14 protein-coding genes are annotated in these 14,350 nt (G+C 42.2%); 3 read left to right on the top strand and 11 right to left on the bottom strand.

Translation table 11 applies throughout. The features are described from left to right. Nucleotides 1–69 precede the first annotated feature (69 nt). The 7 genes from QPK24_RS02820 to QPK24_RS02790 all read right to left on the bottom strand — a co-directional run bounded on the left by QPK24_RS02820 (nt 70) and on the right by QPK24_RS02790 (nt 7,666). Complete coding sequence (locus tag QPK24_RS02820; RefSeq protein ID WP_285745990.1) at nt 70–1,815, bottom strand: ABC transporter ATP-binding protein; 1,746 nt, start codon at nt 1,813–1,815, stop codon at nt 70–72. Between the two features lie 14 nt (nt 1,816–1,829). Beyond that, the gene (locus tag QPK24_RS02815) at nt 1,830–2,231 is read right to left on the bottom strand and encodes a CopG family transcriptional regulator (RefSeq protein ID WP_285745988.1); all 402 of its coding nucleotides are present in this window, start codon (nt 2,229–2,231) and stop codon (nt 1,830–1,832) included. Nucleotides 2,232–2,389: 158 nt separating this feature from the next. Further along, nucleotides 2,390–3,535, bottom strand: a complete 1,146-nt coding sequence (gene mutY / locus QPK24_RS02810; protein WP_285745986.1) for an A/G-specific adenine glycosylase — start codon at nt 3,533–3,535, stop codon at nt 2,390–2,392. A 48-nt stretch (nt 3,536–3,583) separates the two neighbouring features. After that, a complete protein-coding gene (acpS, locus tag QPK24_RS02805; protein ID WP_285745984.1) occupies nt 3,584–3,991 on the bottom strand; it encodes a holo-ACP synthase in 408 nt (135 codons plus the stop codon). 164 nt (nt 3,992–4,155) lie between these two features. Next, nucleotides 4,156–4,965, bottom strand: a complete 810-nt coding sequence (nadE, locus tag QPK24_RS02800; protein ID WP_285749053.1) for an NAD(+) synthase — start codon at nt 4,963–4,965, stop codon at nt 4,156–4,158. Nucleotides 4,966–5,079: 114 nt separating this feature from the next. After that, nucleotides 5,080–5,514 carry a BrxA/BrxB family bacilliredoxin gene (locus QPK24_RS02795; protein WP_285745982.1) on the bottom strand — a complete coding sequence of 145 codons (435 nt, stop codon included), beginning with the start codon at nt 5,512–5,514 and terminating at the stop codon, nt 5,080–5,082. Nucleotides 5,515–5,977: 463 nt separating this feature from the next. Further along, complete coding sequence (locus tag QPK24_RS02790; RefSeq protein WP_285745980.1) at nt 5,978–7,666, bottom strand: two-component system sensor histidine kinase NtrB; 1,689 nt, start codon at nt 7,664–7,666, stop codon at nt 5,978–5,980. A gap of 279 nt (nt 7,667–7,945) precedes the next feature. Between QPK24_RS02790 and QPK24_RS02785 the strand changes: the two genes are divergently transcribed. Beyond that, nucleotides 7,946–9,214 carry a BaiN/RdsA family NAD(P)/FAD-dependent oxidoreductase gene (locus QPK24_RS02785; RefSeq protein ID WP_285745978.1) on the top strand — a complete coding sequence of 423 codons (1,269 nt, stop codon included), beginning with the start codon at nt 7,946–7,948 and terminating at the stop codon, nt 9,212–9,214. A gap of 76 nt (nt 9,215–9,290) precedes the next feature. Here QPK24_RS02785 and QPK24_RS02780 read toward each other — a convergent pair whose 3' ends face one another. The 3 genes from QPK24_RS02780 to QPK24_RS02770 form a co-directional block, all read right to left on the bottom strand. Beyond that, nucleotides 9,291–9,725, bottom strand: coding sequence for a hypothetical protein (locus QPK24_RS02780; protein ID WP_285745976.1), 435 nt, complete (start codon nt 9,723–9,725; stop codon nt 9,291–9,293). Nucleotides 9,726–9,865: 140 nt separating this feature from the next. Then, nucleotides 9,866–11,371, bottom strand: a complete 1,506-nt coding sequence (locus tag QPK24_RS02775; RefSeq protein ID WP_285745974.1) for an MDR family MFS transporter — start codon at nt 11,369–11,371, stop codon at nt 9,866–9,868. A gap of 128 nt (nt 11,372–11,499) precedes the next feature. Further along, nucleotides 11,500–12,069 (bottom strand): GNAT family N-acetyltransferase, encoded by a 570-nt coding sequence (locus QPK24_RS02770; protein ID WP_285745972.1) that lies wholly within the window; start codon nt 12,067–12,069, stop codon nt 11,500–11,502. A gap of 167 nt (nt 12,070–12,236) precedes the next feature. Between QPK24_RS02770 and QPK24_RS02765 the strand changes: the two genes are divergently transcribed. Further along, nucleotides 12,237–13,247, top strand: coding sequence for an alpha/beta hydrolase (locus QPK24_RS02765; protein ID WP_285745970.1), 1,011 nt, complete (start codon nt 12,237–12,239; stop codon nt 13,245–13,247). Nucleotides 13,248–13,370: 123 nt separating this feature from the next. Here the strand turns inward: QPK24_RS02765 and QPK24_RS02760 are convergent, their stop codons facing one another. Then, a complete protein-coding gene (locus tag QPK24_RS02760) occupies nt 13,371–13,655 on the bottom strand; it encodes a hypothetical protein (RefSeq protein ID WP_285745968.1) in 285 nt (94 codons plus the stop codon). Between the two features lie 208 nt (nt 13,656–13,863). Here QPK24_RS02760 and QPK24_RS02755 point away from each other — a divergent pair, with 208 nt between their 5' ends. Next, nucleotides 13,864–14,346 (top strand): GAF domain-containing protein, encoded by a 483-nt coding sequence (locus QPK24_RS02755; RefSeq protein WP_285745965.1) that lies wholly within the window; start codon nt 13,864–13,866, stop codon nt 14,344–14,346. Nucleotides 14,347–14,350 lie beyond the last annotated feature (4 nt).

Genomic DNA, 14,350 nt, shown 5'->3' with positions numbered 1-14,350 from the left:
ATGATTCGAAACAGGCACCTTGTTATATAACAAGGTGCCTGTTTTTTAGGTTGTATTTTTCTGGTTATATTAAGCAATGGATCCTGCTTCTTCGATAAGTTCGTTATTTTGTCTCGTTCGGTATAACTCATAATAATGACCGCATAACTGCATCAATTCCTCATGAGTACCCGTCTCTACGATTTTCCCCTCATGCATAACAACGATTTTGTCGGCATGCTGAATAGTAGACAAACGGTGAGCTATGGCTACCGTTGTCCTTTTGTTCATCAGCTGCCTTAGTGCATCCTGTACCAATTGTTCCGATTCATTATCAAGTGAGGCAGTAGCTTCATCTAGTAGAAGAACAGGTGCCTTCTTAAGAATCGCTCTGGCTATAGCAATCCGCTGACGTTGTCCGCCAGACAACTGGCTGCCCTTCTCCCCCACTTGCGTATCCAATCCCTCAGGAAACTGCTCTATAAACAAATGTGCATTCGCATGTACCACTGCTTCCTTCATATCTTCCTCCGAAGCTTCCGGATTACCATATAAGATATTCTCACGAAGGGTACCAGTAAAAAGCTGCGGCTCTTGCGGTACAAGTGCGTAAAGAGCTCGTATTTCATGTAAAGACATATCCGAATAGCTCACTCCATTCACACGAATGTCTCCTTGATCGGGATTATAAAATCCGAGTAACAATCGGAATAACGTGCTTTTTCCGCTGCCGCTTGCTCCTACTATGGCAGTGAATTTCCCATGTTCAATCTCTATACTGAGATGATCCAGCACTTTACGATCTGAATAGGCGAAATCGATTTGTTCAAGGGAAACATGGACATCTTTCTTTTCCTGGTTACTCCTTAATAACGAGTCCTGTTGCTCCAATTCTTCTGGCTGCTCTTTAAGCACTTCCTGTATTCGGTCCGCGGCTCCTAGTGAAATCTGCAGTTCTCCCCAAGTAGAAGCAAAAGTCGTGAATGGCATAATGACATAGTTCATCAGCTGAACAAAAGCCATGAGACTTCCGATCGTAATTACATCGTTAGCTACAAGATAGGCTCCATATGTAATAGCAAGAACAAAAGCCGAGAAACCGATCATATTTGATAAAGATTGCAAAATACTCGTGGTGGTGCCGAGCTTTATCTCCTGTTCTCTTACTGCTCTAGACTGGGTGCTGAATTTTTGATTAAAAATGGATTCCAGTCGAAACACCTTGAAAATCATGCTCGCGCCTGCCACATCCTGCACAAAGGAGGTCATGTTCCCCCACTTTTGCTGTGATACTGTTGATCTCTCACGGATACTGCGCCCAAGCAGGACACCGCATAATAAAATGGCCGGTCCAATCAGCAAGGAGATTAAAGCGAGCCGCCATTCAATAATGACAAGATAGATAAAAGCACAAAGAGCCATCAGCGGATTTTTGATCAATTCAATCAAGGTATGACCAAGTGCTCCGCCGATCGTCTTGTTGTCTGTGGTAATTCGGGACAAAAGGTCTCCTGAATGATGCTTGTCGTAGTAGGATTGTGAAAGCCCTAGCATTTTACGAAAAGTCAGGGTACGGAGCTCATCCTGTACATTGGCAGATACACGAGATTTTAAATATCCATTCACGTATTGATTAATACCCATAATGAGAATCAGAGCAATTCCAACGTACAGCAGCGGGAGAAATTTAGCTGTATTACGGGATACAGCTGTTTCTGTTAAGTTGCCAAAAAGCCATGCGATGGATAAATTCATCGTGATATCAATAACCGTTACCAGACCAAGCACAACATAAAAGTACCAATACTTACGGATTAGACCTTTAAAAACAGCCACCTGGACAGCCCCTTTTATCTGGAATTTTGAATTTCCTTAATCACTTCTTTCACTTCTTTGCTTGCCTTTAATACGCCAAAATGCTGGATGTGCTTCACTGTATCACGTATGAGTTCTGCATCGACATCCTTAGTAAATACGAGTTGGCCTATAAGACGAATCTCGATCTTTGTGCTTGAATCCCGTAACATTTCAAGATCATGCCGCTCATAAATCACCACACCGACTGCTGTTATTTTACGTGTGACATAATCCTGTATGTCCTTTCGATGTGTCTCCAGTTGATTCCGAATGGCTGTTCTAATAAAATCAGTCCGGTTTGAATAAAAGGCTTGATCTACCAAAAGATCCATTTGGCCTAAGTCTACGATCCCTACATTTACAGTCACTTTCTCGATTTTATCTTGATCATTCATTGCGAAAATTCCTCTTTTCCTAGATTTATACTCTGTGTGGAGTATACTCACCTTATCTTATAACATTAAATTCCATTTCATGCAATTGCTTTATTTTTCGTCAACAAAAGAAAAAGCCTGCTTCGACAAAGCAGACTTAGTGTAAGAAATATTTATATTTATAAGACAAAATGTTCTTTAATTAATTTCAGGAATACATTCGGAAAAGCCATGGTTTCCATATCTTCAGGTCCAATCCACTTATAGACATCCCCTTCGGTCTTATAGGATTCGTTTCTCTCTGCTACCATCGCAGGGCTTACTATATGTTCCGCTTGTTCACAGTGATACACCTGAAGATTCCAATGAATATGACTAAATGTATGCTCCGCAATCTTCCAGAACTCTTTTGGATTTACGGCGTAACCTTCTTCTAGCAGATGACCTTTCATCATGTCCATAGCCGGCTCATCCGGCACTTGTGAAGCAAGTCCGCCTGGCACAGAAGCAAGTACATGCGGCAGCTCCCACATTCTAGCAAGCAGCCCGGTTTGCGGACGCTGACGAACAAGAATCTTACCTTCGTTTGTTGAAGTCCCTGTAACTAAGGCTGCAATGCGCTGCTCTGGGCGAGGAGGTTTTGCTTTCTTCTTCACAGGCAGCGTATCTTCTCTGCCTTCAATCCGTCCTTTGCACATCTCCATCACAGGACAAGTCAGACAATGCGGTGATTTCGGTGTGCATACAAGGGCACCGAGTTCCATCAGCGCTTGATTAAAGTCACCTGCTCGCCCTTGCGGAATAAGCTCCGCCGCCAGAGTCTCCATTTTGACCCGCGTACTGCCTTTCATAATATCGTCTTCAATCAGGAAGTATCGCGATAATACCCGCATCACATTTCCATCCACAGCAGGCTCAGGCTGATTAAAAGCAATACTGAGAATGGCACCTGCTGTATACGGACCTACTCCCTTGAGGTTAAATACGGCATCTTTTTCACTGGGCACCTCTCCCCCATGAAGCTCAAGGACTTGCTTTGCTGCCGCTTGAAGATTGCGTGCGCGAGAATAATAACCAAGCCCTTCCCAAAGCTTCAGCACATCTTCCTCCGGTGCCTCGGCCAGGTCCGTCAGAGCCGGAAATCGAGTGATGAACCGTTCAAAATAAGGTTTAACGGTTTCTACCCTGGTTTGCTGAAGCATAATTTCAGATACCCAAATATAATAAGGGTTGCGATGGCGACGCCAAGGCAAATCCCGTTTATTCTGCATATACCAATTCAGCAGCTCAGTGCTGAAGTATTGTTTTGCTGTACGTTGATCCATTTCCTGTTTGTTCTCCCATCCTTGTTTGTACATCTATCGAAATCTGTATTAATGTGCCGTTTTGTCTATTCGTTCCACAATCGCAAAAGCTGCGGCTACAGCGGGTTGATGTGAAATACTCAGATGAATAAGATACTCCTGTTCCCCGGTGAGATCCAGACGCTGCCAAGCATCTGCAGTTAATGAAACAACAGGCTTCCCTTTCTCATCAGGCAAAATTTCGAGATCTTGAAAACCAATCGTTTGCCCGATTCCGCAGCCAAATGCTTTTGTTATCGCTTCTTTAGCAGCAAATCGTCCCGACACATAAGCCAGCTCATTTTTATTTCGTGTAAAAAGAAGATCCTGCTCTTTTTTTGTCAGAAGCCTGTTAATAAACGATATTCTCCGATCACTTTCTAAAATACGCCGAATTCGCTCTGTTTCCAGTACATCATTGCCGATTCCATAAATCATCTGAGATCACCACCCTTCTATATGAAGTCCCATCTATTGTAACAGTCTGACTCACTAGAATCTATGTTCTAGAGATGACAAAAACCCCCGTTTTCGGCATAAGCCAGAAATAACGGGGGCAACATAGACGTAAGACTTTCCTATCGTTTATTATTCGTAATGTATTAAATGCCTGGAATCGCATTCCGTTTGTGGCCGGTACGCTGATAAGCTGCTTCGAGCTTCTCTCTTGCTTCCGCAGGAATTTCTTTTCCTTCCAAATAATCGCTGTTATCTTCATAGGAAATTCCCAGTTCATCCTCATCGGTTTGGCCTTCCCATAGTCCTGCTGTAGGCGCCTTATTAATAATCTCATCAGGTACACCAATATGAGCAGCAACCTGGCGAATTTGACGTTTATTCAGACTAGATAGCGGAGTGATATCAACTGCACCATCTCCCCATTTTGTATAGAATCCAGTAATCGCTTCTGACGCATGGTCTGTACCCACAACGAGCAGATTCATTTCGAAAGATAATGCATATTGCATAACCATTCGTGTTCTCGCTTTTACATTTCCTTTGCCCTGCGGTGACATATGACGAGACATCCCCATCTTTTTGAAACCATGCTCCACTTCAAGTGCGATTTCATTCACTGCTTCTTCAATATTTGTCTCCAATGTATAATGAAGGTCAAATGCTTTCGCTGTAGCATAACTATGTTCAATATCCGCCTGTTCGCCGTATGGTTGGAATACGCCAAGCGTTTTGTATTCTTCCCCTGTTTCCTTCGTGAGTTCATCGGTTGCTAGTTTACATAGTCCGGCTGCCACTGCACTATCAAGTCCACCGCTAATCGCAATGAGAAGTCCCTTCGTATGGGATTGTTTTACATAGTCCTTCAGAAAATCCACACGCTTACGAACTTCTTCTTCCGGGTTAATGCTTTTCTTTACTTTTAATTCAGCAATGATTTGCTCTTGTAAACTCATCATCCACACCTCGGTTTCTCCATGATATCTTATAGGCAATAAGAAAAGAAAAAGACAAAACGCCCCAAGAGCGTTCGGGTATGAACCGAAAACCTAGGGGCGTTATGTAACTGACTATTTGCAGTAACGATTAAAAGCGTCTGTCAGATCTTCTGCAATCTCTTCTGCAGAACGATTTTCTACCTGATGACGTTCGATGAAGTGTACAAGTTCCCCATCCTTAAGCAGGGCTATAGAAGGAGATGATGGTGGATACGGAGCAAAGTACTCACGCGCTTTTGCAGTCGCTTCCTTATCTTGACCTGCAAATACGGTGAATAAATGATCCGGTTTCACCTCATTTTCCAGAGCTTTACCAACTCCAGGACGTGCTTGACCTGCTGCGCATCCGCATACAGAATTGACAACGACCAGTGTGGTTCCTTTTGCTTCTGGCAAATTCGCTTCTACTTCTTCTGCAGTGCGAAGTTCCTTTATACCAAGGTTTGTAAGTTCATCCCTCATTGGTTGAACCATATCTCTCATGTATTGATCAAAAGACATAGACATGTTCTATTCACTCCTTATGAATATCTGTATATTAGATTAATCACTTTTAAAAATCGATGCTAACCTTATTATACATTCATAAGTTGTGAACGCAAGGGAGGATGAGAGCTCATCAAACCTTGGATCCCCTTCATAGATACACAAGGATTTGAATATTTTTGCAACCTAGGTTGCAGGGAAATTGTCACCTTGCAGCTTCTTGTCCGTTACTTGACCTTTTGAATGGCTCTTTTTGTTGGATTCCTTTTGAAGCTGTTGTTGTTTAGAATCATTTTTTGACACAGGGAATCCCTCCTCTCTTCGTCACAAAGTTATCTATGATGCTTAAGCCACACACCCTAAAGCATGATGGCAAACTTATTATGACTCTGAATCAGGTTTTCTATCCCCTCTTAACTTATGCCCCTAAGTTCTTATGTATTGATACACGAATCTGCCCTTTATTAAACAGGCCGCCATCTTATTACTTTTTAAAAATCACATGAAAAGTAGTGCCTACCCCTTCTTCTGATTCAATTCTGATGATTGCATTATGTCTTTCGGCAATGCCTTGGCATAATGATAAACCAAGACCTGTTCCTTCTGATTTCGTTGTGAAAAATGGCTCGAAAAGTTTATTTTGCGTTTCAAGAGGAATGCCTTGGCCGCTGTCACTTACACTGAGTCTTACATCTCCCTCCTCCAAAGCCGTACTAATAATCAGCGTTCCTTTATTCCCCATCGCTTCCATTCCGTTTCGTGCCAAGTTCAGTATCAGCTGTTTAATTTCCTTTGGATCCACAAACCTGCTTGGAATATTGTCATCTAATCTCACTTCTATGGATTGACCTCTCATGTTGGCATCTGCGAGCAGTAAAGGGGCCAGCTCCTTAATGATATGATGGAGATGGACTTCTTCTTTTTCAGAAGCATGATTCTGAGCCAGAGAAAGAAAGTCATTAATAATACTGTTAGCTCGATCTAATTCATCCATCACAATATGGTAATAATGATCAAGAGACTGGGGACTTTTCTCCCTAAGCAGCTGCAGAAATCCTCTGACTACAGCCATCGGATTACGCACCTCATGTGTAATACTGGCTGCCATTTGACCGACAACACCCAGCCTTTCTACATGGGCAAGCTCATTACGAAGCGTCTCAAGTTCCGTTATATCCTGAAGAACCATGGATGATCCGATCATTCTTCCGCTAATCGGATTTTTAACAGGAGATATGGTAGTGAAATAGGTGTTAGTTCCTACTCTCAAGTACTCAGAGGTGATCTCACCAGTTTGGCTTGCATTTCGAATTCGCTCAGTTACACGCAGTCCATGTTCAATACCAATGATGGCTTCAATTCGTTTGCCAATCATTTCTTCAGGGGAATTTGGCATAAATTCCTTCGTCTTCATCTGAGTAAGCATCCGTGTATTGGCATTAACAATATTCCCTTCCATGTCAAAGGCAACGACCGACACAGGTACGGTATTTAATAAATGTTCATTCATATCTAATTGATGACGATATTCTTTCCAGCGAATTTCAAGTTCAGCAGCAAAGCTGTGATACACTAGAATTTTTTCTATTAAATGAATTGCAGCGAGAAGAACAAACAGTGAGGAAAAGATGTATAGCGATGAATAGAGCGCATATTCAATCTGTTCTGTCCGTTCAAAATTATATTTCCACAAAACAATTCCATAACAAGGAATCGTGTAAGAAAACCAAATCACTGAAAAAATTTTCTTTTTACTGGATAGACTTGCTTTTTTAAAATATTTTACGAACAATAACATAATAGGATAAAGTAAAGCGCCTGATCCTAAAAAGATAGCGGGTTCTGTCCAATAATCGGAGATAAAAAAGAAGGCTGCCATCGAGATCACCGAGACTAAAATCCCAATTGGGTAGGATCCGTACAAGATAGATAAAGTGACGGGAACCAGACTTAAATTCAGATAGATCTTTTCTAATAAGACAGACGAAAAAAGAAAGCATAAGCAAAGCGTAATGAAACAAGAGAGCAATAAACTACGCTGGATCTGCACAGATGACGATGCTTTTTTCATCTCTTGAAATTCGGTCCCGAATCGCCCTAAAAAAAGGAAAAATAAAAGCGGAGTGATACCAGCAAGCAGGACTTGCAACAAAATACCTTTGACCGCAAACATGGGCTGTTATTCCTCCTTCGCGCAACGTTACCGAGGCACATCCTTATGTAACCTGATTAAAACATAGCAAGCATTATTTTACAATATTTTCTGTGTGTAGATACGCAAAAATACCATTATTCATCCAGTTCTTTTCTCTTTATTTCGATATAAAAACAAATTACGACATCGTTTCGACTTCATCTCATGGTTCTGATACGATAGATAAGAGACCCGCCCTGAGACCTGCCCAGGGTTTTGAAGTTCGCAATAAGGTATAGAAAGAGGTTAATTCATACAATGAATGTAAATGTAATTGTGATTGGCGGAGGTCCATCCGGTCTTATGGCTTCTGTTGCCGCAGCGGAACATGGAGCTTCCGTTCTTCTTATAGATAAAGGTAATAAACTTGGACGGAAACTTGGAATTTCGGGAGGCGGCCGTTGTAATGTAACCAATGCCAAAGAACCAGACGAGCTGATCCGCCATATACCAGGAAACGGCAAGTTTTTGTACAGCGCTTTTCAACATATGGATAACAGAGGAATTATGCGGTTCTTTGAGGATCTTGGCATTGCTTTGAAAGAAGAAGACAATGGAAGAATGTTCCCGGTATCCGACCGGGCCAAGACAGTAGTGGATGCACTCATTGGAAAAGCAACAGCTCTCGGGGTAAAGATTTATACGGACTCACCCGTGTCCGAAATTGTGTATGAGGATCAGAAGGTTGCCGGGGTGAAGCTTGCATCAGGTAAGATGATTCGTTCAGATGCAGTTATTGTCGCGACAGGAGGAAAATCAGTACCTCAAACCGGTTCTACAGGGGATGGATACCCATGGGCTGAAGCGGCAGGTCATACCATAACCGAATTATACCCTACCGAGGTGCCTATTGTTTCAGGCGAGCGTTTCATTCAGTCGAAAGAACTGCAGGGTCTGTCTTTATCGGACGTTGCCCTCTCGGTTCACGATGCGAAAGATAAAGTCGTCATTCGTCATGAAGGAGATATGATTTTTACTCATTTCGGTTTATCTGGACCTATAGCTCTAAGGTGCAGTCAGTTCATTCGGAAAGTACAGAAGAAAACAGGTTCACATCAGGTAACGATGAAGCTTGATCTATATCCCTCAAAATCTCTGGGAGAAATGACACAGGAACTGAAATATAAACTTGAACAGGAGCCGAAAAAAGCGATCAAAAACTCGCTGAAAGGAATTGTTCCTGAGCGGCTTATCCCTGTCATCCTGACCAAAGCCGAGATTGAAGAAGATACGACATATCATCACCTTCCTAAAGGCGCGATGGAAACCCTGGCGAATCTAATAAAAGGTTTTCCTATTGTTGTAACAGGAACTCGTTCTCTTGCTGAAGCATTCGTGACAGGAGGCGGAGTAAACTTAAAAGAGATATACCCGAAAACAATGGAATCTAAGCTCATGCAAGGTCTTTATTTTTGCGGAGAAATCCTTGATATTCACGGCTACACCGGAGGATATAATATCACGGCTGCCTTCTCCACCGGATACACCGCAGGGAAACATGCTGCACAACAAACTGCTGGAGCATAAGCAGGTATCAAATTCTATTAGAGCTATGCACATACAAAAAAGCGATCACTTTGGAATGATCGCTTTTTTTGTATTGTTACGCTTTTACACTACCTGAAAAGCCCCCGTATGCTGCCCCAAAATCATCATGGTCCGTACTATAATTACGCTCTTCTTCCAGGAAGTTATCCCCGAAAGGATTGTCGCTCTGTCCAGATAAGTAAGCTTCATCTAAATCTTCATTAACCGTGTGGGCCGGAATGGACAGGTATGCGAATTCGGTATCATCTTTACCATCGAAACTAGGAGTAATCCTCTCTCGATTCCCGTTCTCATCCTGTATCTTTCCTTCAAAAACTTCGATAATTTCAAGAGCTGTCGTAATGTCCTGTTGCTCTATCTTTACATCCATAAGACCTGATCCGAGCATTTCTGGTTTATAACCTAACTCTACTAACGTTTCAAATGCTCCGCGAGCTTTTGTCTGATCAGGAAATTGAGTCAGGATTGCAGGTTCCTCCACATCGCTCATCCTCTCTTCATCATATCTAGAATTCAAGAATGCCTGTCACGCTGTTTCTTAGTATGCCGCTGATAGCGTCTATTTATGATAGAGGAAGAGAAAAATAATCTCACATCGATTATGGAGTTAAAATATAGATAAATGATTCCTTACTGATCTTCGTCAGTCACAGGTTCAGGCGCTGCGTTCCGCAGACCCGCAGTCACAAGAAAAGCAACAATGGAGATAATCATCATAATAACAAAAAGTGAATGTAAACTGAGTTCAAGTACATTTTGCAGCATCATCTTGAGATGATCTGGCATCGTAGCCGTGCCATGCGGAGCAAGGATTTGATTAATATCTGCTTGTGTGATGCCTTGTTCGGTCAAATGGTATTCATCAGAAAGAGCGGCAATTCGCACATTTAACCAAGTACCAAACGCAGCAGCTCCGATGGTTTGTCCCAGTGTCCGTGTAAAAGTATTCAGCGCTGTAGAAGCCCCTCTTTGACGATGACCTACAGAAGACTGGGCAATAATCGTAAACACGGTAAAAGAAAATCCAAAACCAATACCATAGATGAAAGTATATACATACATCACCCATTCTGGTGTGCTGGCCGCTACAAATAGTAAACCAACCGAACCGATGACAATAGCCGTAAGCCCAATTAGTGTAGTTTTACGTGAGCCGAGCTTTACAAGAAGTCTGCCTGCAATAATTCCTCCGATTAACCATCCTATTGACATGGGCGCGAGCATTAAACCGGAAGAAGTAGCGTTTCCTCCGCGTACTCCTTGTACCCACAGGGGAAGGTAACTCGAAAGACCAATAAGCAGAGCGCTGATGAGCATGCCAGAAATATTAGATAAGGTAATATCCCGAATACGGAATAGACTCAGTGGAACAAGCGGTTCCTCTGCTTTACTTTCGATATAAACAAATAAGATCAGAAAACTGATTGCACCAAGGAGTAGAAGAATAATAAATGGTGAAGTCCATGCATAAGACTGACCGCCAAGTGTGAGTACAATCAATAACGAAGTAATCCCAATAATAAAGGTAAATGCACCCGCAAAGTCGATTTTCGTATTTCTTTTTACTACTTCTTCTTTAAAGTACTTCGCAACAAACCACATTGCTAGAAGTCCAAAGGGAATATTAAATCCAAATATCCACTGCCAACCCAGATAATCAACAAAATAACCGCCGATCAGGGGACCGACTAACGAAGAAATCCCCCATACCGAACTGATCAGTCCCTGCACCTTGCCGCGTTCTTCAATACTGTAAATGTCGCCGATAATCGTGAACGTCACAGGAACTACTGCCCCCGCTCCAATCCCCTGAATGGCTCGAAAAGCAATCATACTTTCCATATTTACAGCAAAACAGCACAAGATACTGCCTAATAAAAACAAGGCTACACCGATGAGGAACACGGGTTTTCTGCCGTAAAGATCGCTAATTTTACCAAAGATCGGAGTGCTGACCGCCATCGTCAGCAGGTAGGACGTAAAGATCCAGCTCAGCAGCGATACATCCCCAAGATCGCTCACGATCGTTGGTCCTGCAGGGCCGATCACAGTCCCTTCAATTGCAGACAAAAATGTGGCCAGCAGCACACCAATTAAGATGAGGCCGCGGCCATTTATTTGATTAGTATTCGTCATAAAAATTAATACCTTCTTTCCTTTGTTTGCTTTCACGCAAACCTATTCCATATTACCATTCCCTTACTCCCCAGGGAAGAAAGCAGCTTATTTTATTCACAGGAAATGATTTGAAGTGTTTTTCAAGTTTATTTTCTCAAATACTTCCATTCTTCAAACAAAAGGGAGTGCATCTGCATATCCTTATAACCTGTAGATGTATATTGCAGCTGCCGAAGAATCCCTTCACAAGTAAATGACAGGGATGATAGCAGCTTGGCAGAAGCATCGTTTCGCGGATCAACTAAAGCCTCTATACGGTTTAATTCCATGGTAGTAAAACCGAAATCCAGCAATTTGGTTACCGCTTCTGTCATGAGTCCTTGCCGCCAGTGCGAAGAAGCCAGTTCATATCCAATCTCACCGCGAAACGCACCTTCAAGCTGCCAATTGTTAAATCCACAGCTGCCAATAATTTTACCACTGCTTTTTTCAATAATTGCGAATCGAAAACCCTCTTCATTTTGCGAGCACCCATCGAGGAGTTCAATCATTTCCTCCGCATCCTCTTTGCTGTGCATGGACTCAATATTCATATATTTTGTGACGGCTGGATCAGACCATACCTGGAAAATCGCTGCGCTATCCTGCTTCCGCAGCTTTCTCAGCCACAATCGTTCTGTATGTAATTCAGGGAGGTGACCTGAGCATCTATACATGTTAATTCCTCCTATTTATCCTTTCTGCAGTAAAACAGCTTGTTGCTCTAGTCATCTAATCACAGGAAGAAAAAGAAGACAAGTGGATAATCATAGGTACGGGGATATCAGACATAAATCAAGGGGTATACTACGGTCAGTATCCATGGAAGGAGGAACGACCCACGATGTATCAAATTGCTTTCATTTTGCTTTCCTTCTTACTCTTAGTGGAAGGACTTCTTACGTATACTTTTAGAAAAATGATGCGTATGAAGGTACGGAGTGAAGATTATTTGTTCTCCATGCTTGAAAAGGCAGGTGTCTATCACCGATCAGCCTATAATGAACTGGCTAAAGAAGATGTATGGATTAAAAGCCAAGATGGTCTTAAGCTCCATGGCGTCATCGTTGAACCCAACCCTTCTTCCCATCGCTGGATTATTATAGTACACGGTTACACCGCATCTCACTCTATATCAACGCAGTACATTACGATGTTCTCCGAGCTCGGGTTTAATCTACTGCTCGTTGATCAGCGGAGACATGGAAAAAGTGAAGGCATCTATACAACGTTTGGATACAAAGAGAAGTATGATGTCGCAGCTTGGGTGGATCTTTTACGCGAACGCGTTGGTCAGGACTGCCTTATCGGTCTGCACGGGCAATCTTTAGGCGGCGGTACGGTCCTCGAGTATCTATCCATTGCAGACCCTTGCGTGAAATTTGTGATTGCCGATTGTCCTTACTCTGATTTGACTGAACTTATGAAATACCAGATTAGACGAGTCAAACTTCAAGTTTTCCCCTGGTTTTATACGATCATGCATCGACGTGTACTAAAAAGAGCCGGTTTTCGAATAGAACAGGTATCGCCGCTGCGCGCAGTAGAAGAAAGCGAGCTCCCTGTCATGTTTGTTCACGGCATAGAGGATCGATTTGTTCCTACCTATATGAGCGAGGATTTATTCTCCCGTAAAATTGGATTCAAACGTTTATTATTAGTGGAAAAAGCAGAGCATGCGAATGCTTATATGACCAATCCGTCCTTATACCGTACGGAAGTTATGGATTTTGTTAATGAGATTTTATACAGAGAAGAAAATTTCGTATGTAAAGATGCAACCCATGAAGTTCATCCCGCTTTTTCTTCCGAATCAGCCAAGGGAGTAGATTCTCTTACTCCACTCGAAGCATAGTAAGTCCTTTGTATCGTCCTATTTAATTCATTAGGCAAAAAAAGAAAAAGCGCGTGATCCCCTATGACTAATAGAGGTGCACGTGCTTTTTCTTTTTCGTATCAAGTGATGGATGGGAACGAATTAGACAGTTTCTGTTTCTACAACCTCTGCCGCAACCGATCCAAGCAGGGTACGAACTTCTTTAAATTCTGCAATTCCTGCTCCTGTGATACTAAATTTATCATCGTGAGAAGTCAGAAAATTTTCTTGGGTAAGTCTCTCCAGCTCTTGTTTCACTTCACGCTCACCTACTCTGTAACCTTGTGTTTCAAGCTTAGTGAGTACGCCAGTTACCGTTAAATCTTCACTTTGAGCCATGTGAAGCATGTGAATTCGGATAAATAAATTTTGTGTATCTGCTAGCATATCATAACTCCTCTCTTTTGATTAAAATAGCTTGTCATCATAAAATGATATTCCATTGTACTCGTTAGAAAACTTCCTTCGTTTACTTCATCATTACCCTTGCTTACGTGAGATCAATCACATACAATTAATTAGATATATTAATGATTTTTTGTTCATATCCACAGGTGAAACATAATACTAGCGACTATCTGGAAGGGGACTACACATGTCATTTCAAACTACTGCCTACGAAGGAACACGTGAGGAACAATACCATACCGTGCTCAGTCAATTAAAAGGCTTAATCTATGATGAACCGAATGCAATAGCCAATATGGCAAACGCTTCTGCTTTGCTCAATGTATTTTTAACCGATATCAACTGGGTTGGATTTTATATTTATGATGGTAAGGAACTCGTCTTGGGACCTTTCCAAGGTCTTCCCGCTTGTATTCGAATTGGTATAGGAAGAGGCGTATGCGGAACATCCGCTGAGCAGCGCCGCACGATACGTGTGGAGAACGTGAATGAATTCCCCGGACATATTGCTTGTGATGAAGCAACCAAAAGTGAAATTGTCGTTCCTATTGTGAAAAATGGAGAACTGTTCGGTGTACTGGATATAGACAGCCCCCATTTATCCCGTTTTGACCAAGTAGATCAGGAATTTTTGGAACAATTCGTGGAAATTTTATCAGCACAGCTATAATATA

The sequence above is a fragment of the Paenibacillus polygoni genome, from assembly GCF_030263935.1.
Classification (GTDB): Bacteria; Bacillota; Bacilli; order Paenibacillales; family Paenibacillaceae; genus Paenibacillus; species Paenibacillus polygoni.
The sequence above is the reverse complement of the archived record's forward strand: the minus strand, read 5'-3'. Positions and strand labels throughout refer to the sequence as shown.

Coding starts and splice junctions, on each gene's coding strand:
- QPK24_RS02815 (WP_285745988.1), bottom strand. CDS start 2,231: ATGAATGATCAAGATAAAATCGAGAAAGTGACTGTAAATGTAGGGATC.
- mutY (WP_285745986.1), bottom strand. CDS start 3,535: ATGGATCAACGTACAGCAAAACAATACTTCAGCACTGAGCTGCTGAAT.
- acpS (WP_285745984.1), bottom strand. CDS start 3,991: ATGATTTATGGAATCGGCAATGATGTACTGGAAACAGAGCGAATTCGG.
- nadE (WP_285749053.1), bottom strand. CDS start 4,965: ATGAGTTTACAAGAGCAAATCATTGCTGAATTAAAAGTAAAGAAAAGC.
- QPK24_RS02795 (WP_285745982.1), bottom strand. CDS start 5,514: ATGTCTATGTCTTTTGATCAATACATGAGAGATATGGTTCAACCAATG.
- QPK24_RS02790 (WP_285745980.1), bottom strand. CDS start 7,666: ATGTTTGCGGTCAAAGGTATTTTGTTGCAAGTCCTGCTTGCTGGTATC.
- QPK24_RS02785 (WP_285745978.1), top strand. CDS start 7,946: ATGAATGTAAATGTAATTGTGATTGGCGGAGGTCCATCCGGTCTTATG.
- QPK24_RS02780 (WP_285745976.1), bottom strand. CDS start 9,725: ATGAGCGATGTGGAGGAACCTGCAATCCTGACTCAATTTCCTGATCAG.
- QPK24_RS02775 (WP_285745974.1), bottom strand. CDS start 11,371: ATGACGAATACTAATCAAATAAATGGCCGCGGCCTCATCTTAATTGGT.
- QPK24_RS02770 (WP_285745972.1), bottom strand. CDS start 12,069: ATGTATAGATGCTCAGGTCACCTCCCTGAATTACATACAGAACGATTG.
- QPK24_RS02765 (WP_285745970.1), top strand. CDS start 12,237: ATGTATCAAATTGCTTTCATTTTGCTTTCCTTCTTACTCTTAGTGGAA.
- QPK24_RS02760 (WP_285745968.1), bottom strand. CDS start 13,655: ATGCTAGCAGATACACAAAATTTATTTATCCGAATTCACATGCTTCAC.
- QPK24_RS02755 (WP_285745965.1), top strand. CDS start 13,864: ATGTCATTTCAAACTACTGCCTACGAAGGAACACGTGAGGAACAATAC.